Here is a 24177-nt window from a genome sequence, read left to right as displayed (position 1 = left end):
ACTGAAGACATGAAAAAATACATATATCTATTTTTGATCCTTACCGCTGCTGGTATTGCCGGCTGTAAAAAGGATTATCTCGCCCTTCAACCTACTGATACCGAAAATAAGGCCAATTTCTTTAAAACACCGGCCCAGTTTACCCAGGCTATTAATGGCGCCTATGCCCCCTTGCAGGGTTTATATACGGGATCTTTTTGGGCCATGGGCGAAATGAGATCAGACAATACATCCTATGAGTTTAATCCTAACGACCGCTCCGGTACTAATAAAGAGGAGATAGACGAATTCAGGGAACTGAACAATAACGATATGGTTGGCGCCTTTTTCAATGCCAGTTTTACGGCCATTGGCAGGTGTAATATTATCTTAGAACGCTTACCGGCTGCTAAGCTGCCTGCTGCCATTGCCGATACCATTGGAGGTCAGGCCAGTTTTTTACGTGCTTTTAACTATTTTAACGTGGTGCGTATGTTTGGTGATGTGCCCTTGGTACTCACCGAAGTACAATCGGTAAGTGAAGCATTTAAAGTAGCCACCAAGGCCCATGTTGCCGATGTATACACACAAATAATTGCAGATGCTACTGCTGCCATAGCCAAATTACCGACTCAGTACTCCGGCGCGGGTAACAAAGGCAGGGTTACTAAAGGTACTGCCGAAACACTGCTCGCCGAAGTGTACATGACCCAGAAAAAGTTCGACCTGGCCGTACCACTGCTGCGTACTATCATCGCCTCTAACGTTTACCACCTGAATGCTAACTATGCTGATAATTTCGATCTTACTAAAGAAAACGGCCCCGAGTCGATATTTGAGATCCAGTACATCGAAGGCCCAAATGGCCTGGGCAGCGATTTTATAGATACGTTTGTGCCCTGGGATGTATATGACGATTCGGTAACCGGTTATGAAATAGCCAATGGGGCCCAGAACGGCTGGAATATACCAACCCAGGACCTGCTTGATGCTTATGAACCCGATGATAACAGAAGGGAAGCTTCGGTTGATGAAACTTTTACATCAGACGAGTACGGTATCACCATGCCTTTTATCAAAAAGTACCAGAGCATAGGCGCGGTTCAGGGTATCACTGGCAACAACTTTCCAGTGTATCGCTATTCTGATGTTTACCTGATGCTGGCCGAATGTTTGAATGAGCAAGGTTTTGCAGGTGGGGGTGATGCCTTTAGATATTTAAACCTGGTAAGAGAACGTGCTGGTTTACCTGATAAAAGCACCGGCAATGCCGATGCTACGCTGAATGTGGCTAGCCAGGAAGATTTCCGTACGGCTGTGGCGCATGAAAGACAAATTGAACTATGCTTCGAAAATCACCGTTGGTTCGATCTCCTGCGTACCGGAAAAGCGGTGGCCGTAATGACAGCCCACGGCGCCAGGGAAAAAGCCATCAAAAAACCATATTGGACTGTAAACTCAGCCGCGTACACCAATATTCGATTGCTTTTCCAATATCCGTTAAATGAAGGACAACTGGAACATTGATTAAGGGAAGGAGAATCAGGAATCAAGAGACAAGAATCAAGACAAAGGCGAAACCCAAGTTATTATTTGTTTTTCTTTCCTGGTTCTTGTCTCTTGATTCTTGACTCTTAAATTTGTAACAATGCCATCATATTTAATTTTGAGGCTAAAAAATATGTTATTTATACAAACAAAAACCGTTCTTAAGCTATATTTAATAGCATGAATTATATAACCCAAACAGGCGTTCTTAAAAAGATATGCCTGAGTATCGTAATATTACTTTTTATTTGCCGCCAGGGTTTTGCACAGGCTCAAAATGTGCCTGTTAATTTTAGGGTTGATAATTTGATATGTGAGTATAAAATTAATCCTATAGCTGTGGACGCGGCCAACCCGCGCCTGAGCTGGAAGCTGATAACCCAGGATCGCAACATACAACAAACATATTACGAAATACGGGTTGGTACGAATGCGGTATCGTTAACCAAAGGGCAAAACCTGATCTGGACCTCGGGCAAGATTCCATCTGATGAGTCGGCGCATGTATATTATGGCGGACCGATGTTAACGTCCCGCGAAAAATGTTACTGGCAGGTACGGGTATGGAATAATAAAAACCAGGTAACGCCCTGGAGTATGGTGAATTTCTGGAAAATGGGCTTGCTGAAACGGGAGGACTGGTCGGCTAAATGGATCCAGGATAATTACGTGTCTGATACCACTGGCGGCCCCAGCCCTATGTTCCGCAAAGCATTTAAACTCGATCATAAAATACGCGCGGCCCATTTATATATCACCGCTCATGGCGTATTCGAGGCGCAGATCAACGGCAAAAGGGTAGGTAATGATTACTTCGCGCCCGGCTGGACAAGCTATAACAAACGACTGCAATACCAGGTATATGATGTTACCTCACTGCTTAAAAGAGGGGATAATGCCACCGGTGTAACTATCGGCGATGGCTGGTATCGAGGTTATACCTACAATCGCAAAAAGAATGTCTATGGTAAAAAACTTGCCCTGCTTTATCAGCTCGAAATAGTTTATACCAACGGCAAACGCGAGGTGATTACTTCAGACAAAAGCTGGAAGGTAGCTTATGGCCCTATCCGCTCATCATCATTTTTTGATGGTGAGGTTTATGATGCCCGTAAGGAAAAGAACGGATGGACAGATCCCCTTTACAAGGATGCTACCTGGGATACTGTAAAAACAGACGAAAGCATCAAAAGCAACCTGATCACCACTGTTGGCCCTACGGTAAAAAAACACGAGAAATTTTTACCGCTAAAAGTATTTACCACACCAGCCGGCGAAAAGGTGATCGACTTTGGGCAAAACCTGGTGGGCTGGGTACAATTTAAGCTGAAAGCAAAGGCCGGCGATACCATCCACCTTTTCCACGCCGAGGTGCTTGATCAGAAAGGTAATTTTTATACCAAAAACCTGCGTACCGCCAAACAGGAGATCACCTACGTATTTAAAAGCGACAGCGCGGAAAGCTATGAACCACATTTTACATTCCAGGGTTTCCGTTATATGAAAGTGGTGGGCTATAATGGCCCGCTCGACTCTACCAACGTCGCCGCCTATGCCTTATATTCAGATATGGCGCAAACGGGCAAGTTCTCTACTTCCAATCCATTGATCAATCAACTACAGCATAATATACAATGGGGTCAAAAAGGCAATTTTGTGGATGTGCCTACCGATTGCCCGCAACGGGATGAACGTATGGGCTGGACGGGTGATGCGCAGGCCTTTGTCCGTACCGCTACTTTTAATATGGATGTGGCCGGCTTTTTTACCAAATGGCTAAAAGATCTTTCGGCCGATCAGCATAAAGATGGGGCCGTGCCTTATGTGGTACCCAATGTGCTGGACAGCGTGTCATCTGCTGCTTCGGGCTGGAGCGATGTGGCCACTATAGCGCCCTGGACTATTTACCTGGCCTATGGCGATAAACAGGTATTGCAGCAGCAATACGAAAGTATGAAGGCCTGGGTGGGCTATATTCAGCTCCACAGCCGCAATTACCTTTGGGATACCGGTAACCACTTTGGCGACTGGCTCTTTTACGCCGGAACCAATTATGAGGACGGGGCTGCATTGACCGATAAAAACTTGATAGCCCAGGCATTTTACGCGTATTCTACCCAGTTACTTGTCAATGCCGCCAAAATATTACACAGGGGCGATGACGTGCAGAAATACACCCAGCTGTTATACAATATCAAAAAAGCTTTCCAGAGCGAGTATGTAACCCCTAATGGACGAATGATATCGGGCACGCAAACCTCCTATGTGCTGGCTTTAAACTTTGACCTGCTGCCCGAAAATTTACGGGAGTCGGCTGCAAAAAGGCTGGTGAACAATATCCAGGATTATGACGAGCATATCACTACCGGCTTTTTAGGCACACCCTATATTTGCCATGTACTGAGCCGCTTTGGACATACCGATATTGCTTATGACCTGCTGATGAAAGAATCGTACCCATCATGGTTGTATCCGGTAAAACACGGTGCTACCACTATTTGGGAACGCTGGGACGGCATTAAGCCCGATGGTAGTTTTGAAGATCCCGAAATGAACTCCTTTAACCATTATGCCTATGGTGCCATTGGCGATTGGATGTACCGGGTGATAGCAGGCATCAATACCGACGAAACCTTACCAGGCTTTCATAGGATCATCATTTCGCCGCACCCGGGTGGCAAACTGACCAGCGCCCAGGCCGAACTGGAAACTTTATATGGTAAGGTAAAATCGGCATGGAGTATTGATAGTGGTATATTTACATTGGATGTTATTGTGCCGCCCAATGCCACCGCCGAGATCGTACTGCCATCGGTAACCGACCAGATCACCGAAAGCGGCCTGGATATCAATACCGAAAAGGAAATTACTGGTATACAAAAAATAGGCAACGATGAGCATTTAAATGTTGGTTCGGGCACATACCATTTTGTGTATACGCTAAAAACGTTTGGCAAGCACGTAAATTAATAAGAAGTAATTGGGTTTACATGGTTTACACTTTTTATGGTTAATATTTATATAATTAATTGGTAATCAATTGATTGTATTCTTTTTTCCGTCGTGTGGTGGGTTTGCATGTAAACCCACCCAGGGTGTCATTAAATAAGGGTTTAGTGATTGAAAAAATGATGAAAAAAACAAGATTTAAAGCAAGGTCTGTGCTATTCCCCTCTTGAGGGTAATAGCCCATGAGTAGACATAACGGAAGAATAATGCCCAAAAAAGGGACTGTCACCCTGAACTCCTTCGAAGGGGCGAGCGTAGAGGCTTGCCCACCATGCTTCGACGGAGCTCAGCATGACACCCTTTTTTGAACAAATATGCTTCTGATAAATAAAATTTTCGAATCGCTAAACACATTATATTAGGAATCATATAAAAATCATTTCCGTTGACTTTAGTCAACGGGATAATGACCGAAAACAAGGGGCTTTAGCCAAAAGCCGCTTGAATAATTGGGCTGAAGCCCATGATGATATTTTCTTTTACCGTTGAAAAAGTCAACGGCAATGAATAGTTGTCGTTTTTAAACAGATTAAGGTTTTTGATCAACAGAGAATAAAAATATGGCAAACACCGTCGTTGGCGATAAAGCCACCAGTATTAGTCGCCCGCGCTTACTTTCGCTCGATTTTTTTCGGGGATTTACGGTAGCGGCCATGATACTGGTGAACGATCCCGGGGATTGGGGGCATATTTACTGGCCTCTGGAACATTCCAAATGGAACGGCTGTACACCTACTGACCTTGTTTTTCCATTCTTTTTATTTATGGTGGGCGTATCCATAGTTTATGCCATGCAGGCTAAAAAGACTGACGCGGCGGGGCATCCTAAACTGATGTTATCCATCCTGCGCCGTACCATTATTATCGTGCTGTTGGGGATCTGTTTACCGCTTATCGGCGATTTTCAATTTGCTCATTTACGTTTCCCCGGTGTGTTGCAGCGCATCGGTGTTGTTTTTGGTATTACGGCTGTGTTGTACATTAAAACCAATACCCGTACACAGATAACTATTGCCGCGGTTTGCTTAATCGGCTATTACCTACTCATGACGCTGGTGCCTGTACCCGGTTTCGGACATGCCAATCTCAATCCAGAAACTAATTTGGGTGCCTGGATCGATAGATTGGTATTTACGCCCGACCACCTTTGGGGCGCATCCAAAACCTGGGATCCGGAAGGTTTGCTGGGTTCCATCCCAGCCATCGGTACCTGCCTGATCGGTGTGCTTACCGGTACCTGGCTCAAAAGTGATAGGCTGAAAACCGGCAGTCAAATACTTCGGTTAACAAACGCGGGAGCCTTGTTGGCTGTCGCTGGGTTAATCTGGAACACATTTTTCCCCATCAACAAATCCCTATGGACAGGCTCCTTTGTACTGTTTACCGCAGGGCTGGCTATCATTATCCTTGCGGTATCCTATTGGCTGATAGATGTAAAAGGCTACAAGAAACTATTACCGCCCTTCCTGGCTTTCGGGCGCAATGCGATAGCTGCTTATGTGCTGGCAGATGTTATCCCGGCTGTGATATCCATTATCCCGGTTACGGATAACGGACACAAGACCAATATCTGGTCGTATATGTATTTTCACCTGCTCACGCCAAACTTTTCGCCCGAGAATGCCTCGCTTATATCGGCTATCTTTACCGTCATCATCATCTTTATACCGGTTTGGATATTGTATAAGAAAAACATCACGGTTAAAATTTAAACCTTTATTCCTTTTATGATTCGTTTTAGCAAAATATATCTGCTTTTAATAATAACCTGTTTGGGCTTAGGTGTAAAAAAATCGGCCGCTCAAATGCGCATCATCCCGCAGCCACTGCATTTAACAACACAAAAAGGCAATCTTGTATTGAGTAGTAAAGCCGTTATCGGGGTTGACAAAGAAAGCGCCGCGGTGGGTAAATACTTACAGGGCTACCTTGCACAGTATTATAAATTGCAGTTAAACCTGAAAGTTTATAGCCAGATTCCTCCCTCAACAACTATCAGATTAATCAGCAGCAATCTTAAGGGCGCGGATGGCGCTTATGCCCTGAGTATTACTGCCGGCAAAATAACTATATCCGGTAAAGGGGGCGGTATATTTTACGGCGTACAATCGCTTATCCAATTGTTGCCTTCGGTTACTGCGAAGCCACTACTGATACCTGTTTGTGCCATCAGCGACGAGCCTCGTTTTCAATGGCGGGGTCTGAGCCTGGATGTATGCCGCCATTTTTTTACGGTGGAGGAGGTGAAGAAATACATCGATGTAATGGCACATTATAAACTGAATGTTTTACATTGGCATTTGACTGATGACGAAGGCTGGCGCATCCAGATTGATAAATATCCAAAGCTGACCGAAGTAGGTTCTAAAATAGCCTACTACGCTAAGGAAGGAAAGTTCCGGAAGCTGGATAACCTGGTAGATGGCGGTAACGATGGCTTTTATACCAAGGCGGAGATCCGGAATGTGATCAAATACGCGCAGGACAGGTTTGTGACCATATTGCCCGAAATTGAAATGCCGGGCCACAGCGAGGCCGCCATATTTGCCTATCCCGAGTTGGGTTGTAAGGATTCTACAGGAGCCAAACACCGGGTGCGCATGCTCGATCCCAGTGAATATACCTTTAAATTTATGGAAGATGTACTGACCGAGGTGATCGCCCTGTTCCCCAATCAATATATACATATCGGTGGTGATGAAGCCGAAATGGTTGACTGGCTCAAGAGCCCCACCGCGGTTGCCCTCATGAGAAAAGAAGGTTTGAAGAACGAAAAAGAAGTTCAAAGCTATTTTATTAAACGTATCGAAAAATTCCTGATCTCTAAAAACAAAAAACTGGTAGGCTGGGACGAGATACTGCAGGGAGGCTTGGCGGAGTCGGCCACGGTGATGAGCTGGCAGGGTGAAGCCGGAGGGATTGAAGCAGCCCGCATGCATCATCATGTGGTAATGACGCCGCTACCTTATATGTACTTTGATGCGCCGCAAGCCAATGAACAATTGGAACCTATCGGCTGGAATCCACCGGTTACCTGGCAAATGGTATATAATTATGAGCCACAGTCGAGCCAATTGACTCCTGGCGAGGCTGCCTATATTTTGGGAGTGCAAGGCAACATCTGGACAGAAAAGATCCCCAACGCCCCGCATCTGGAGTATATGGTATTCCCCCGCGCGCTGGCCGTTGCTGAACTGGCCTGGAGTAGCAAAGAAAATAAGAATATTGACCGTTTTGAATACAAACTAAAACAACAGTATCCTTATTTTAAACTCTGGAACCTGAACGCTCGCCTGCCCGATATTGTCGGCATCGATCATATCGCCACCAATGCAGAGCGGTTTAAACAAACACTTCAATATCCTTTATTAGGAGCGCAGGTACGTTATTCGCTCAATGGCAAAATGCCCGATAGTACGGCCAAAGCGGTGGCATTTCCTGTAAATATCGATGTTCCGCTGAAGGATAGTCTGGAGCTTAAAACCTATACTTCCTGGAACCTGAACGCGCAGCATATATTACAAAGCGCTACCATAAAACATGTTAGGGTTAAGCCCAAAACGGTAAGTATAGCCGAGCTGAAGCCGGGTTTAGGTTATAAGATCTTCAAAGCCAAAGAAAATAATTATGCTAGGCTGGAAGCTGTTACACCTGTTTCGGTAACCGTAATAACAACAGCAAACCCTATGGTGATGCCGGTAACTGATGGCGACCTGACCCTGGTTAAATTCAGCGGCCTGATAAAAATTGAGGCGGACGGTGATTATGAACTGACATCGGGTTTTGAGGTGAGCCCTACCTTATATCTGGATAATGAATTGCTCATCAAAGGTGAAAAGAATACTTATGTAGAGCCCCAAAAGGCAGTGCTGTACCTTAAAAAAGGCTTTTATGAGTTTAACGGTGATTACATGGCCAATGAGGCTAACAGTAAGCAGATATTGTTTGCATTAAAGGATGCCAGCGGCAAGTTGCTTGATCCGACAACGTACCTGTTTCATTTATAGATCATATCAGTATGATGCAGAAAAAATGGAGTTTAACAATAGCGGTATTTTTGATCATATCCGCCGCCCATGCCCAGGTTTATAAAGACCCGAAGGCTCCCGTGGCCGCCCGTGTAAAGGATTTGCTTGGCCGGATGACGCTGGAAGAAAAAGTAGGGCAGATGAATATGAACTCCTTAAAAGGCTCGTTGGAGAACCCCATCGCTTACGGCGTGTGTGAAAGTCCCTTCGTTACCATCAATGAGATTGCTGCCTTATCTATCAAAGCCAAAAAATACGCCCGCGAAAAAACACGCCTGGGCATTCCACCCATACAAATAGGCGAGTGCCTGCACGGGCAGCTGGCCGCGGGGGCTACTATATTTCCGCAGGCTATAGCGCAGGGCAGCAGTTGGAACCCGGTGCTCATCAAGCAAATGGGCTCTGTTATCGCCTATGAAGCCTCTTCGTCAGGCGTTGATCAGGCACTATCGCCTTTGTTCGATCTGATCCGCGACCCCCGTTTTGGTCGTGTAGAAGAATGTTACGCTGAGGACCCTTACCTAGTGAGCCAGCTGGGAACCGCCTTTGTAACCGGTATGCAGGGCGATGCCGCGCAAAGCCTGATAGGCATAGGAAAAGATAAGGTGATGTGTACCGCCAAACATTTTGCCGCCTACAGTATCCCGGTTGCCGGTATCAATTTAGGGCCTGCCTCCATCGGTGAGCGCGAACTACGGTCGATATTCCTGCCACCCTTTCGCGACGTGGTACAAAAGGCTAATATATACTCCGTAATGCCATCCTATAACGAAATGGATGGTGTGCCGGCCCATGCCAACCGGTTTTTACTAGAGCAGGTATTGCGCAAGGAATGGGGTTTTAAAGGTTATGTATTCTCCGATTATGAGGGCTTGAAAATGTTATACGGGTTTCAGCGCACAGCTAAAAACGCGGAAGCTGCCGCACCCATGGCCCTCAACGCGGGTGTTGATCTGGAAGCGCCAAGCGCGGATGTATACAGTAAACTGATAGAACTGGTAAAAGCCGGCAAAGTAAAAGAAGCGCAGATAGATACTGCCGTAACCCGTATGCTTACCGCCAAATTTAAGGCCGGTTTGTTTGAGAAACCTTTGGTAGATACCTTGCAGCTTAAAAAACGGGTGCATACCCCGGCGCACGTGGCCCTGTCGCAACAAATAGCCGAGGAATCTATCATCCTGCTTAAAAACGACCAACAATTACTGCCGTTGAATATCAATAAACTGAGATCGCTCGCTGTGATTGGCCCCAACGCCAATCAGGTACAATACGGCGACTACAGCTCCACCCGCGATAACCGCTCGGGTACTACCGTATTAGATGGCATCAGGCAATTGGCAGGTAATAAAATAAAGATCAATTATGCTAAAGGCAGCACCTTGTCGGGTCAGGATACAAGCGGCTTTGCAGAAGCTGTTACCGCTGCCAAAAGTAGTGATGCTGTAATCGTAGTGTTAGGTACAACCAGCGTAGTATTCTCGGGTATCGGCTGGAACGGCCACGCTCCCGAAAGCGAACCCAAGGATTCTTTTACCTGCGGCGAAGGTTACGATGTGACCGATATCAACCCCGAAGGTGTGCAGCGTCAGTTATTACAGGCCATTTATAAAACCGGCAAACCCGTGATACTGGTGCTGGTGCATGGCCGGCCATGGAGCATTGCTTGGGAAAAAGAACATATCCCGGCCATACTCGAAGCCTGGTACCCTGGCGAAAAGGGTGGCGCGGCGGTGGCTAATATCCTGTTTGGTAAGGTGAACCCATCGGGCAGGTTAAACGTGTCTATACCGCAGTCGACAGGGCATATTCCCGTGTTTTATAACCATGTAAGTTCGGGCAGGGGTTTTTATCATAATCCAGGCTCGCCGGATAAACCGGGACAGGATTATGTTTTTTCATCCACCGATCCGCTTTTTCCATTCGGTTTTGGTTTGAGTTATACTTCGTTTAAGTACAGCAATATGCAGGTATCGGCAACATCATTCGGTAAAAACGGACAAGTACAGGTTTCTGTTGATGTAACCAACAGCGGCAGCGTGGATGGCAAGGAAGTAGTGCAAATGTACCTGGGAAATAAAATTAATTCGGTAACCACACCGGTAATGGCGCTGAAAGGTTTTGATAAGATAGCCCTAAAACCCGGCGAAACCAAAACAGTAAAGTTTACCATAACACCCGAAGACATTGCCATCTGGAACATGGATATGAAACAGGTGACCGAACCCGGCACATTTGATGTGATGATAGCCCGCTCGGCAGCAGATGTGGTGTTCACCAAAACATTGGAATATAAAGACTAAGCTATGCGGAAAAGCCTGTTGATCGGAATGCTTTGTTTTGCAGGATGCTTTGGCGTTTATGCGCAGAGCTACAGCCAATACGTCGATCCTTTTATCGGTACTTCCGCTACGGGGCATACTTTTCCGGGCGCTACGGTGCCCTTTGGTATGGTACAGCTCAGTCCGGAAACGGGTAACTTTGGCTGGCATTATTCCTCGGGTTACCGCTATGAGGATAGTACTATCACCGGTTTTGCCCATACGCATTTAAGCGGCACCGGCGGGGTTGATCTGGGGGATGTGCTGTTCTTTCCCTTCCAGGGTAAAGATCCGCAGCAGTTCGTCAGCAGGTTTTCGCATCGTAAGGAAAAAGCTGTGCCGGGTTATTACGAAGTGGTATTGGACGATCATGATATCAAAGTACAACTTACCGCCTCCGTGCACACCGGCCTGCATCGCTATACGTTTAACAAAGCCGGGCAATCGCACCTGCTTATCGATATGCAAAGCGGACTGGTGGAGAATGCAAACGAATTAAAAGAGCATGTATCCGAAGGTAGTATCACTATCAATTCAAAAACTTCTGTTAGCGGTTATGCCTTCAGTAGTCAATGGGTCGAGAAAAAGGTTTACTTCAGCGCGCAATTCAGTAGGGCGTTTACCGGCTCTCATTTTATTGATGAAGATCATCGCCGTTTGGTCATCGATTTTGATACTCAAGTCGGCGAAACCATCGAAGCCAAAGTAGCCATATCGGGCGTAAGTATCGATGGCGCCCGCAAAAACCTGGCTGCCGAAACGCTGAACAAAACCTTTGATCAGGTTAAAATGGAGGCAGCTAAAGTTTGGGAAAACTATTTCAACCGGATAAAAGCTGAAGGTACTAACGCGCAGAAGACCGCCTTTTATACCAGCATTTACCACGCCCTGATCCAACCCAATAACATAGCCGATGTGGATGGGCTATATCGTGGCGCCGATGGGGAAGTGCACCAATCAGCAAATAAAGTGTATTACTCCACCCTCTCGCTATGGGATACCTACCGTGCGGCCCAGCCATTCTATACGCTGATGTGCCCGGACAAAGACGGTCAAATCGTAGAAACCATGCTACAGCATTTTAATACCGCCAAACTGCTACCCGTGTGGACTCTTTGGGGTAAGGAAAGCTACGCCATGATCGGCAACCACGCGGTGCCTGCTATCGTTGATGCGGCCTTAAAGGGCATCAAAGGTTTTGACAGGGAACATGCATTCGCGGCCATTAAAGCTTCGCTCACTCATAATAAAAACCCCAAATACAACTGGGATATCTATATGCGTTATGGCTACCTGCCTTCAGACTCTGTAAAACGCGAGGCCGTTTCCCGTACACTGGAAGCTGCTTATGACGATTGGTGCGCTGCTCAACTCGCCAGATCCCTGCATAAAACGGCTGATTACGATTATTTCAGCAAGCGTGCCCGGTTCTACAATAACCTGTTCGACAGATCAACCAACCTGATGCGTGGCCGTTTAGCTAATGGCGATTGGGTACGCCCCTTTGCCAATCTGGATAGCGGGCAGCTGGCTATCGGAGGCGATTATACCGAAGGCAATGCCTGGCAATATGTATGGTCGGTACAGCAGGATATCCCCAGGTTGATCAAACTCATGGGTGGGAGGAAACCTTTCATCGCCAAGCTCGATTCTTTGTTCAGCATGAGCTCTAAAGTGTTTGGCAAAGGCTCTACACTGGATGTTACGGGGCTAATAGGCCAGTATGCACATGGTAACGAGCCTAATCATCATGTAGCATATTTGTATACGTTGGCCGGTGAGCCTTACAAAACCCAGCGCCTGGTACGCCAAATTGCCGATCAGTTTTACCAGAACAAACCTGATGGCCTGTCGGGTAATGACGACTGCGGACAAATGTCGGCCTGGTATATTTTTACAGCGATGGGTTTTTATCCCGTTAACCCCGCCGATGGCCGGTATGTTTTCGGCGCACCGCAGCTGAGCAAGGTAAGCATTGCCATAACCAGTGGTAAAAGGTTTGTGATCGAAGCCAAAGGTTTATCGGAGACCAATAAATATGTACAAAGCATCAGTTTGAATGGAAAGCCTTATCTGAAAAATTATATCCGCCATACGGATATTTTAAAAGGCGGGAGCTTGGTTTTTGTGATGGGTGATAAAGCGAAGATGTGAGAGAAACAGGGAAATGCGCGGTTCCCCTTTTGAAAAAAGGCTGTCACCCTGAGCTTGTCGAAGGGCGAGCGCAGAGGCCTTCCCACAATGCTTCGACGGGCTCAGCATGACACCCCCCTTACGGCTATTCAATTTTTACCTTATACCGATACCCCAAAACCGCCTCCACATTCACACTCTTCACAACCTTCCATTCCTTCAGTTCATCAATAAACTCCGGAGCTTCTAACCCCGATCTGATGCTTGCCCCCGTATAAAAAGCCGAACGACTTGGATGATCAGGAGAGCAACCATTGAATAAATAACCAAATGCCTGCCGGTCAAGGATGGCCATGCTCAAACCAATACAATCATCCAGGTGGATGAGGTTAACCGGGGCCTTGCCGTTGGCGATATCCTTTTTGCCGGCAAAAAACCTACCTGGATCACGACCCGGACCGATCAATCCCGCGAAGCGGATAATGGTGGTTTTGAATGTGCTTTCTGCTCTGAACAGGTCTTCTGCTTTCAGCAATATCCTGCCCGCTTCGGTATTGGGTTGCGGGTCGCTCAGTTCATTAACTTCCGCGTTTACATCGGCATAAACACCTGTGGAACTGATAAAGGCCACATTTTGTACACCATGTTTTTTGATGGTCTTGATGATGCTCTGTATCTTGTAAATAAACTCAGGGCCTTCGCCACCCCGGCTTTTGGGAGGGATGCAGATAAAAAGCACATCGCAGGTAAAAAACGCATCATCATAATGTTCGTTACCCGGCAAAAAATTTACGAGGTAGGGCTCAATGCCTTCGGCCGCCAATGTGTCGGTTTTTTGTGGCGATGTGGTGGAGCCTTTTACTGTATAACCGGCAGTGATTAGTGCCTTTGCCAATGCCTGGCCGTACCAGCCGCAACCTAAAATACTGATGTTCATTTTCTGTGGCATTACCTGTTTTTGAATCCATTTTAATGGATTGGCGCAAAGGTAATTAAATATTTAAGGCAGGTAAATACGCTGAATATGCATTTATCATCTAAACTTTTTGTGCCCTATAATCGTTGTTGTTGTATGAAAAAGGAGATTTTAGCAACATCTGTCGTTTTAGGTTTAGCTGCGTTGGCCCTGCAAGCCAGGTGTAAACCTTTAGAAACTGTTAAATACGTAGAACTAAAAAAATATTTAGGTACCTGGTTTGAGATAGCTGCCTTCCCGCAAGTTTTTGAAAAGGATTGCAGCTGTACATCGGCAACTTATGGATTGGCCGAGGATGGTTCGCTGATTGTCAAGAACCGTTGCATTAAAGATGGTAGTCTAAAAGTGAAGGAAGGACGGGCTTTTGTGACCGATCATACCAACGCAAAACTTCATGTAGAATTCTTTTGGCCGTTCAGGAGTAAGTACTGGATCATTGACCTGGCCAAAGATTATAGTTACGCTGTAGTTGGTCATCCTGACCGTAACCATTTATGGATCCTGAGCCGCAGGCCTACACTGGATGAGCAAACTTATAACGAACTCGTAGTACGTGCTGCAGACAAAGGTTTTGATGTACGCAACCTGGTAAAAACTGAGCAGATCGCTGACGTTTCGGGGATATAAGTGAGGGAGCTAATAACCAACAAAGAAGAATGTCATTTCTCCTCGTACCTCGTTCGAGATGACAATTTGTTTATTTTATTATTATCTTGTACTGGCTTCGGTCCCATAGCCAACCCGTGCAACGGAGAAAGAAAATCATAATAATGAAAACGATATCAATATCTATCATTGTTTTTTTGATTACGATTTGTACGAATGCTTATAGTCAAAAGGTACGATTGGATTCTGTTATGGTTCAATGGGAACATTTCGGTACAGAAACTGTTGTCGCAGTATCCTGCGATCAGTTTGATACGCAATTTATCAAGTCAAAACAGAGCAAGAGAATATATAGTCCAACTATATTAAGCAGGTTAAAGAAAATCAGCCAATCCTCTTATTTTAAAAAAAGCAAGGAATGGGACTCAATTGATGTACGAGGAAAAATAGTTTATTTCTATTCAAACTCAACAGTCAAATATTGTTTTGATGCTAGTGGACATTTTGGTAAAAATGGAGTGATAACCGATAATAAACTATTATGGAATTTTATCACATCCAGGATTATTCCGAAAGCTTATCAATAGCGAAAAAGACTAAGAATACTCCAAAATATCACTTAGTTTTCTTTTTTGAGATAAGAGTTAAAAGTATGCCAACAATCAGCGTTGGAAACCACCATAAGAAGGAATATTTTCCCATTTCACTTACAATAGGATTTAATGGTGGACCTTGATATGTAAATAAGGATGCTCCAAGAAAAAGCATCCCTATTCCTATAACGATCAGCACTATGCCGATTATTCTATATGTGGTCATTGCCGATATTTATTTAAAACCGGTAACCTAAAGTCAAAAAGGCGTTATCGTTTGTCTTTTTGAAATTAGCTGTCGGGTTTCCGTTGTTGATCAAGTAAGGCGAAAACGCTTCGGAGCCGGTAACATGCGCATAGGTGGCATCCACATAATATTGACCAAACCTTAAACCTATACCTCCGCTAACGGTTTTGACATCGCTGCTTACATCTGTGGCGCCGGTGTTGTTTTTAAACGGACTACCTTGCTGGCTGTAACCACCGCGTAAATAAAATATGTTGGTTACGCGTGCTTCCGCACCTACATGTAGGTTGATAGCCGATTTGTAGTTGGCTTTAATAGCATCAATATCGCTGGTATTATCATAACTATCATTACTGCTGATATGGGTTGTTGAATAGTCGATGTATTCCACATCGCCAGATATAAAGCCATATTTGCCAATAAATACCGCCGCACCACCGGCCAGTTTAAGCGGGGTGCGCATGTTGTAGTTTAGCGCATAATCGCCGGATGAGTTAGGTTGATTGGCTCTCCCGTTAATAGAGGTAGCCAGTCCTTCGGCATACACATCATTGATACTGTAGAAGGTAGGGGAAGTAAATGTAAATCCTAAACGAACAGCTTCAACGGGTTTGTAAATAACCCCCAGCTTAACATTAGCGCCAGATCCTCTTGTTGATTGGTTTTGAGCATAGCTGGAACTAAAAGGAGTAGGGATGCCGGTTGTGCCACCATTAGTGATAGAGGCTGTACCATCTTCAATAAATTGGCGGGAATAATCATACCGCAGATCGGTTATGGCAACACCCAGGCCCAGGTACAGCTTATTGCTATAGTTGGCGCCAAAGGCAAAATCGAATTCTGATTGGCCGCCTACGCGCGAAATTACGCCGGTTTGGTTTACCGGAACTTGTACTGTACTCGCAAAATCAGGTCTTTGGGTTGTGCCAAAATTATCAATCAGTTTATCGCTATAAGCCCATTGAGCAAGCGCGTCATCCGGGTGGTTATTGGCTGTGCCGGCGTAATAATCGGATATGGAGTTGGATGCGTTTTTGCCACTATAAGCTATGTTTTCATAAAAGTTATTGGTGCGGCTGTAGCCCGCACCGTAATTGATGCTGAGCCATCCTTTGGTTTTATCCCTCCCTTTTGGTGTATTGAGGCGTTGGTAGAACACAATGGCGGCATTGCTTAAATTGACGCTGTTTTTACTGGCATTGCCGGCTTGACCAAAATAGGTAGAGTTTACTTTTGACCCATTATATTCAGGTGTTATGCTGAATTCGGAGTGGGTGAAAAAACCCAGGCCAGCCGGGTTACCACTGATGGAGCTCAGATCGCCGCCGATAGCGGTGCCCGCGTTTCCAATTGCTTTGATACGTGATGTAGAGCCATTTTGAAAGGTCGAAAAGCGGACTACATCCTGTGAGTATTGCGCAAAACTATCTTTGGTAATAGCTACTATAGCGATTACACTAAGTAAATATTTTATTTTCATCGATGTGATCGGTTTTTTTTTGGTGATGAAGCGATCATGAGCAATTATTCATTTTTTTATAAGCGGTTACTCATGATGATTTCATGGAATTTCAGGATAATAAAATTTATGGTCTGCCTGGTCTGCCGCCACCACCACCACCGCCGCCACTCGAACTTCTGGAACCCCCACCCGAAGAATTATTGGATGGTGCTGTAGAGGTACGATCAACCTGGGGTTGATACTGTGGTTGCTGTTGTGTGGCTGGTCTTGAGTTATCAGCATTTGTTTGTTGAGATCCCGGTCGTGATGGACGGGCATCGGTACGGGCTGGTCGCGAATAATTGTTGTTGGTACCGCGGCCGCCTGGTATATAACCAATGCCGCCACCGGCCGGTACACGTGAACCATAGCCTGGTCTGCCACCGGTACCCTGGTTGCTGCCGCCACCGCTACCGAATGGAATGCCTGGCCCCCTGTTTGGACGAGGCCGTCCTGAGGTAAAGTAATTGCTGCCCCAGTATCCACCCGGATAACCGCCACCGTAGCCACCACCCCAATATCCGCCACCATAGTAACCGCCGTATCCACCCCAGCCATATCCTAAGCCCCAGCCGCCGTAGCCCAATCCCCAGCCACCATAACCGTAACCGTAAGGAGAGTAGCCATAGCCAAAGGGGCCATAATTAAAACCTAAGCTAAAGCCATTGTTGTAATAAGGGTCGCTGTAGCCGTAGTACAAATTGTCGTAAAAACTAAAGGGAGAGAAATAGCTGAAACGGTTGATGCGCGATGCATAATCATCATAGTAAAAATAATCATCATCATCCACATATGCCTGACCTTGTGCCGCGTTTGGGTTATAATTGTCTGCCGCGGCGTAGGTGGGTTCGTCACCAGCCTTTGCTTTTGAAAAATAAACGTCATCGCTGGTATCTGTACTGGCAAGCTTGGTTGTGGAGCAGGAACTCAACGCCATGGCGCCGATCAGAAAAATTCCTATAGCAATGTTCCGTTTCATATGCAGGTATGTGAAAAGTTCGAGTTCAAATAACTTTTAAATTTATAAATTTGGCGCAATATACAATATTCGCACAAGTCAAATTATATATTCCAATCAATATGAGTAAAGGTGTTATTAGTAAAGACGAAGATTATTCGCAATGGTTTAATGACCTGGTAATAAAATCTGATATGGCCGAATATTCGCCGGTTAGAGGTTGCATGATCATTAAGCCGTACGGATATTCGATATGGGAAAAAATACAAGCCGTACTGGATCAGATGTTTAAAGATACCGGGCATAGTAATGCCTATTTCCCGCTGCTGATACCCAAATCCTTCTTTTCAAAAGAAGCTAGCCACGTAGATGGTTTTGCAAAGGAATGTGCTGTGGTTACTCATTATCGCTTAAAAAACGATGGCAATGGCAATATCATAGTTGATGAAGACGCTAAACTGGAAGAAGAACTGATCATCCGCCCTACATCAGAAACCATTATCTGGAACACCTATAAGGGCTGGATCCAATCATACCGCGATCTGCCTATCCTGGTAAACCAATGGGCCAACGTAATGCGCTGGGAAATGCGCACCCGTTTGTTCCTGCGTACCAGCGAGTTTTTATGGCAGGAAGGTCATACCGCCCACGCTACCTCAGAAGAAGCGGTTGCCGAAACCGAGCAAATGCTGAACGTATATGCCGATTTTGCTGAAAACTGGATGGCCCTGCCGGTAGTAAAAGGCCGTAAAACAGCCAACGAGCGTTTTGCCGGCGCTTTGGATACCTATTGTATTGAGGCTTTAATGCAGGATGGTAAAGCACTACAGGCCGGTACATCACACTTCCTGGGGCAGAATTTTGCCAAGGCTTTTGATGTGAAATTTACGAATAAAGAGAACGTGCAGGATTTTGTTTGGGCAACTTCATGGGGTGTGTCAACCCGTTTGATCGGTGCGTTGATCATGGCCCACTCTGATGATGCTGGTTTAGTATTGCCTCCAAAGCTGGCACCTATACAGGTTGTAGTGGTGCCTATTTACAAGCACGACGAAGAGCTGGACAATATTGCCGCTTACGTAGCCGGCTTAACCAAGGAGTTGAAAGCGAAAGGGATCTCTGTGAAATTTGATAAACGCGATACCCACCGCCCGGGAGCCAAATTTGCCGAGTACGAGCTGAAAGGCGTGCCATTGCGCGTAGCCATTGGCAGCCGCGATATGACAAACGGAACCGTAGAGCTGGCCCGTCGTGATACCAAAACCAAGGAAACCGTGAACCAGGAAGGTTTAGCGCAGCATATTGAAGGCTTGCTGGATGAAATTCAAAATAACATCTACAAAAAAGCCTTCGATTTCCGTGCCGAAAACACTACCGAGGTGGATACCTACGATGAGTTTAAACGTATGCTGGATGAAGAGCCAGGTTTCCTGAGCGCTCACTGGGATGGCACACCAGAAACCGAGCAAAAGATAAAAGAGGAAACTAAGGCGACAATCCGTTGCATACCTTTGGATAATAAACAGGAAGAAGGTAAATGTATCCTCACCGGCAAACCGTCGACACAACGGGTATTGTTTGCAAGGGCATATTAAACCCCACCTAAATCCTCCCCAAAGGGGAGGACTTGAAAAGGGATATCCAATTAATTAAATTAAAAGAAGCCCTCTCCTTTGGAGAGGGTTGGGAGAGGTTATGAAATTCGCAACTAAAGCTATACACGCAGGGCAGGAGCCCGATCCAACAACGGGCGCTATCATGACGCCGATATACCAGACATCAACCTACTGGCAAAAATCGCCTGGTGATAATAAGGGGTATGAGTACTCGCGTGGTACCAATCCAACCCGTAAAGCGCTGGAAGATTGTCTGGCAGCATTGGAAAATGCCAAATTCGGACTGGCTTTTTCAAGCGGCATGGGTGCTACCGATGCGGTAATGAAATTACTGGTACCGGGCGATGAGGTAATTACCGGGAACGACCTCTATGGCGGTTCATACCGCATCTTTACCAAGATCTACGCCAATTACGGTATCAAGTTTCATTTCCTGGATCTGTCGAACCCCGAGATCATCCGGGAGTATACCAACGATAAAACCAAGCTCATCTGGATAGAAACGCCTACCAATCCCACCATGCAAATTGTGGATATTGAGGCGATAGGCAAAATATCAAAGGAAAAGAACCTGCTTTTTGTAGTGGATAATACCTTTGCTTCGCCATACCTGCAAAACCCTATCGACCTGGGGGCTGATGTGGTGATGCACTCGGTAACCAAATACATCGGTGGTCACTCTGATGTGGTAATGGGGGCCCTGATGCTGAACGATGAGGATCTGTACAAAAGACTGTGGTTCATTTATAATGCCTGCGGTGCCACCCCGGGACCAATGGATAGCTTCCTGGTGCTGCGCGGTATCAAAACCCTGCACCTGCGCATGAAAGCTCATTGCGAAAACGGAAAGCAGATAGCGGAGTTCCTGAAAACACATCCTAAAGTAGAGAAGATCTACTGGCCGGGCTTCACTGATCACCCGAATCACGAGGTAGCTAAAAAGCAAATGCTTGATTTTGGTGGCATGATCAGCATTGTGTTAAAAGGCGCCGATCTGCAGGAAACTTTCCGCATCGCATCATCATTTAAAGTATTTTCGTTAGCCGAATCATTGGGCGGTGTAGAATCATTGATCAATCACCCCGTAAGCATGACCCACGGATCTATCCCCAAAGCCGAGCGCGAGAAAGCCGGCGTGGTTGACAACCTGCTGCGCCTGAGCGTAGGGGTAGAGGATATTGAAGACTTGTTGGAAGATTTGAAACAAGCACTTTCTTAGAAGAGAATCAAGAGATAAGAATCAAGATTTAGCTACAACGTTTTTCTTGACTCTTGATTCTTGTCTCTTGACTCTATCATAATCAATGATTGAAAACGTAAAAGCCTTCCTCGACGCCAAAGTAGCCCAGTACAACCAGCCCGGTTTTATTGAGAACGACCCGATTTCTATCCCGCATCTATTTACCCGTAAGCAGGACATTGAGATCATGGGGTTTTGGGCCGCTACTTTATCCTGGGGACAGCGCGTTACCATCATCAAAAAATGTAAAGAGCTCATCACCCTCATGGATGGCGCTCCTTATGATTTTATCATGAACCATGAAGAAGTTGACCTGAAAAAATTGCTCAGCTTTAAGCACCGCACCTTTAACGATATCGATACCCTGTATTTCATCGCCTTTTTCAGGTATCATTACGAGCGGTTTGAATCATTGGAGGACGCATTCATTCCCTCCGATGGGGATTACTCCCCCTTTAGGGGGCTGGGGGGCTTTCGCTCCTACTTCTTCTCCCTGCCCGATTATCCGCACCGTACCAAAAAGCATGTGTCGTCACCCTCACAAAAATCAACCTGTAAGCGCCTCAACATGTTTTTACGCTGGATGGTGCGCCAGGACAATTGCGGGGTTGATTTTGGTATCTGGAACCGCATCAAACCTGCTGATCTGATCTGTCCGCTTGATCTGCATGTGGACAGGGTGGCACGCAAACTATTGCTCATCACCCGCAAACAAACCGACTGGCAAACCGCCGAAGAACTCACCATCCGCCTGCGCGAGTTCGATCCCGCAGATCCCGTGAAATATGATTTCGCCCTCTTCGGATTAGGGATCGAAGAGCGTTGGGGTGTGCAGTTTTAGCTGAGCTTTATAAATCATTCATTCATCTCTTCCATATGTCATTGCGATAGCGTGGCAATCTCGTAGCTATTCATATCAATAAGAATGCGACGAGATTGCTTCGTCGTTCCTCCTCGCAATGACATATTGGGTAGTATTATAGGTGAAATCAGGCACCCCCAGCCATCCTATCAAAATGATAAAACCTATCAAAATGATAGGTTTATAAACCTCTATGAAAATTATAATTGTTTAGTTATATATCTGATATGCAAAGTTTTATCTAAATAAAACCCCTCCCGGCACGCATTTTGGCTATGGGAAAACATCAATCAAATTAATGTATGATGGTATTGTTTTCTGTAGCTGCCAGCCAAAAAATAAAACAAATGGCAAAAATCTCCCGGGCAGCCTTTTTTCCATTGTACCAACCCCTATTTTTTTATCTCATTAAATGAATTCGCACGTTAAGCAACTTTCTTTCGCGGGTCTGATAGTTACCCTCGGTATCATTTTTGGCGATATCGGTACCTCGCCGCTGTATGTTTTCCAGACCTTATTGGTGGAGGGCGGCAAGGTGGATATGGCCCTGGTATTAGGCTCCATATCCTGTATCTTCTGGACACTCACCCTGCAAACCACTTTTAAATACATCGTGATCACCCTACAGGCCGATAACAAAGGCGAGGGTGGTATATTTTCCCTCTATGCCCTGGTAAGGCGCTATGGCAAATGGCTGGCTATCCCGGCCATTGTAGGCGCCGGTACTTTGCTGGCCGATGGTATTATTACCCCACCTATATCCGTAACATCAGCCATAGAAGGCCTTAACCTGGTACCCGCGTTTTCCAGCGTTATTGTACCGGGCAACAATCTTATCCTCATCATCGTGATCAGTATTATTATCCTGTTGTTCTTTTTTCAACAGTTTGGTACCAAGGTGGTGGGTTCGGCATTTGGCCCCATTATGCTGTTGTGGTTTGTGATGCTGGGTATTTTGGGTACCATGCAGGTAATCCACCATCCATCTATATTTAAAGCTTTAAACCCCTATTACGGCGCACGTTTGCTGATGGATCACCCCAAAGGTTTCTGGCTCCTGGGCGCGGTATTTTTGTGTACCACCGGTGCCGAAGCGCTCTATTCCGACTTGGGCCATTGCGGGCGCAAAAACATACAGGTGAGCTGGATATTTGTAAAAACCACCCTGGTTTTAAACTACCTGGGACAGGGTGCCTGGGTGTTGGCACAAGCGCCAACTAAAGATTTTACCGGTGTTAACCCATTTTTCGAGATTGTGCCGCACCAATTCCTGATCCCTGGTGTAGCGCTGGCTACTATGGCTACCATTATTGCCAGTCAGGCCCTCATCAGCGGATCGTTCACGCTCATCAGCGAGGCGGTAAGCATGAATTTCTGGCCGCGCATCACCATTAAATACCCATCCAACATACGCGGACAGATCTATATCCCAAGTATTAACTGGATCCTGTGCGTAGGCTGTATCCTGGTATCGCTGTATTTTAAAACATCCGCCGCTATGACCGCCGCCTATGGTTTCAGTATTACCATAGCCATGCTCAGTACTACCATTTTAATGTACTACTTTATGCGCTATGTAAAACACTGGCCGGTATGGATGGTTACCATGATATTGTGCGTGTTTTTAACGGTAGAATTCTCGTTTTTTGTAGCCAACGCCGTGAAAATTATACACCGCTTGTTCTTTGTAGGCTTTGAAATTGGTTTGATATTTACCATGTACATTTGGTTTAAGGCCCGCAAGATCAATAACCGTTTCCTGAATTTTATCGACATCAAGGGGCAACTGCCATTACTGAACGCCTTGAGCGCCGATACTACGGTAAACAAATACGCCACCCACTTAATTTATTTAACCAAAGCCAACAATGGCAAACAGATAGAAGAAAAGATCATTTACTCCATCATGAGCCGCCGGCCAAAACGTGCCGATACCTACTGGTTTGTACATATTGAACGCACCGATGAGCCCTATACCATGGAGTACAGCGTTGACCAGATTGAGCCCGGCAAAGTGATCCGTATCGAGTTCAGGTTAGGTTTCCGGATACAGCCAAGGGTAAATGTATTGTTCAGGAATGTGGTGGAAGATATGGTGAAACGCAAGGAAATAGATATCACCAGCCAGTACGAATCACTGAATAAATACAAAATAGCCGCCGATTTCAGGTTTGTGATCATGGAGAAATTCCTGTCGTATAATAACCTGTTCAGCACCTCCGAAGCGTTTATTCTCAACAGTTATTTCGCCATTAAAAAACTGGCCCAGTCAGAAGCTAAAGCCTTTGGTTTGGATACCAGCGAAACCCGTGTTGAAAAAATACCGCTGGTAGTAAAGCCCGTAAGCAACGTACACCTCAAAAGGATTGATCCCGTTACCTATGGTAATGGTGTTTTGGAAGTGAACTAATCGTTATGGCCATACACATGGTCATCCTGAACTTGTTTCAGGATCCCACAGGACAGGTTAACCAGAATGCCGTATACCTTGCAGATGGGATGCCGAAACGAGTTCGGCATGACTTGAAATATAAAAAGACTTACGAAGTTTAACTCATTGTTA

General features: G+C 45.8%; 15 protein-coding genes. 12 read left to right on the top strand and 3 right to left on the bottom strand.

Translation table 11 applies throughout. From position 1 onward, the window contains the following. Positions 1 to 9: 9 nt before the first annotated feature. From BLR84_RS07540 to BLR84_RS07515, 6 genes are all read left to right on the top strand, one after another. Positions 10 to 1506, top strand: coding sequence for a RagB/SusD family nutrient uptake outer membrane protein (locus tag BLR84_RS07540; RefSeq protein ID WP_090466555.1), 1497 nt, complete (start codon positions 10 to 12; stop codon positions 1504 to 1506). 201 nt (positions 1507 to 1707) lie between these two features. Beyond that, on the top strand, positions 1708 to 4497 hold the full coding sequence (locus BLR84_RS07535; protein ID WP_090466553.1) for an alpha-L-rhamnosidase: 2790 nt from the start codon (positions 1708 to 1710) through the stop codon (positions 4495 to 4497). Between the two features lie 599 nt (positions 4498 to 5096). Further along, positions 5097 to 6248, top strand: a complete 1152-nt coding sequence (locus BLR84_RS07530; RefSeq protein ID WP_090466551.1) for an acyltransferase family protein — start codon at positions 5097 to 5099, stop codon at positions 6246 to 6248. Between the two features lie 15 nt (positions 6249 to 6263). Further along, positions 6264 to 8543, top strand: coding sequence for a beta-N-acetylhexosaminidase (locus BLR84_RS07525; protein WP_090466549.1), 2280 nt, complete (start codon positions 6264 to 6266; stop codon positions 8541 to 8543). A gap of 11 nt (positions 8544 to 8554) precedes the next feature. Further along, entirely contained in the window at positions 8555 to 10864 is a 2310-nt protein-coding gene (locus BLR84_RS07520; RefSeq protein ID WP_090466547.1) for a glycoside hydrolase family 3 N-terminal domain-containing protein, read from the top strand. Positions 10865 to 10867: 3 nt separating this feature from the next. Continuing rightward, entirely contained in the window at positions 10868 to 13036 is a 2169-nt protein-coding gene (locus BLR84_RS07515) for a GH92 family glycosyl hydrolase (RefSeq protein ID WP_090466545.1), read from the top strand. A 124-nt stretch (positions 13037 to 13160) separates the two neighbouring features. On the opposite strand, the gene BLR84_RS07510 is transcribed toward BLR84_RS07515, so the two are convergent. Continuing rightward, complete coding sequence (locus BLR84_RS07510; protein WP_255366876.1) at positions 13161 to 13952, bottom strand: SDR family oxidoreductase; 792 nt, start codon at positions 13950 to 13952, stop codon at positions 13161 to 13163. 135 nt (positions 13953 to 14087) lie between these two features. Here BLR84_RS07510 and BLR84_RS07505 point away from each other — a divergent pair, with 135 nt between their 5' ends. After that, on the top strand, positions 14088 to 14618 hold the full coding sequence (locus BLR84_RS07505; protein ID WP_090466541.1) for a lipocalin family protein: 531 nt from the start codon (positions 14088 to 14090) through the stop codon (positions 14616 to 14618). A gap of 143 nt (positions 14619 to 14761) precedes the next feature. After that, positions 14762 to 15184, top strand: coding sequence for a hypothetical protein (locus tag BLR84_RS07500; protein WP_143013859.1), 423 nt, complete (start codon positions 14762 to 14764; stop codon positions 15182 to 15184). A gap of 245 nt (positions 15185 to 15429) precedes the next feature. Here the strand turns inward: BLR84_RS07500 and BLR84_RS07490 are convergent, their stop codons facing one another. Both BLR84_RS07490 and BLR84_RS07485 read right to left on the bottom strand, forming a co-directional pair. Continuing rightward, a complete protein-coding gene (locus tag BLR84_RS07490; protein WP_090466535.1) occupies positions 15430 to 16917 on the bottom strand; it encodes an OmpP1/FadL family transporter in 1488 nt (495 codons plus the stop codon). Between the two features lie 106 nt (positions 16918 to 17023). Beyond that, positions 17024 to 17917, bottom strand: a complete 894-nt coding sequence (locus tag BLR84_RS07485) for a hypothetical protein (RefSeq protein ID WP_090466533.1) — start codon at positions 17915 to 17917, stop codon at positions 17024 to 17026. A 101-nt stretch (positions 17918 to 18018) separates the two neighbouring features. On the opposite strand from BLR84_RS07485, the gene proS reads away from it, so the two are divergent. From proS to BLR84_RS07465, 4 genes are all read left to right on the top strand, one after another. Further along, complete coding sequence (gene proS / locus BLR84_RS07480) at positions 18019 to 19491, top strand: proline--tRNA ligase (protein WP_090466530.1); 1473 nt, start codon at positions 18019 to 18021, stop codon at positions 19489 to 19491. A 100-nt stretch (positions 19492 to 19591) separates the two neighbouring features. Continuing rightward, positions 19592 to 20731: a cystathionine gamma-synthase gene (locus BLR84_RS07475; RefSeq protein ID WP_090466529.1), complete on the top strand. Its 1140-nt coding sequence runs from the start codon at positions 19592 to 19594 to the stop codon at positions 20729 to 20731. Between the two features lie 85 nt (positions 20732 to 20816). Then, positions 20817 to 21593, top strand: a complete 777-nt coding sequence (locus BLR84_RS07470) for a TIGR02757 family protein (protein WP_090466527.1) — start codon at positions 20817 to 20819, stop codon at positions 21591 to 21593. A 433-nt stretch (positions 21594 to 22026) separates the two neighbouring features. Continuing rightward, positions 22027 to 24024 carry a KUP/HAK/KT family potassium transporter gene (locus BLR84_RS07465; protein ID WP_090466525.1) on the top strand — a complete coding sequence of 666 codons (1998 nt, stop codon included), beginning with the start codon at positions 22027 to 22029 and terminating at the stop codon, positions 24022 to 24024. The last annotated feature ends 153 nt before the right edge of the window (positions 24025 to 24177 follow it).

Origin of the sequence: Mucilaginibacter sp. OK268 (genome assembly GCF_900103125.1) — a bacterium.
GTDB lineage: Bacteria > Bacteroidota > Bacteroidia > Sphingobacteriales > Sphingobacteriaceae > Mucilaginibacter.
The sequence above is the reverse complement of the archived record's forward strand: the minus strand, read 5'-3'. Positions and strand labels throughout refer to the sequence as shown.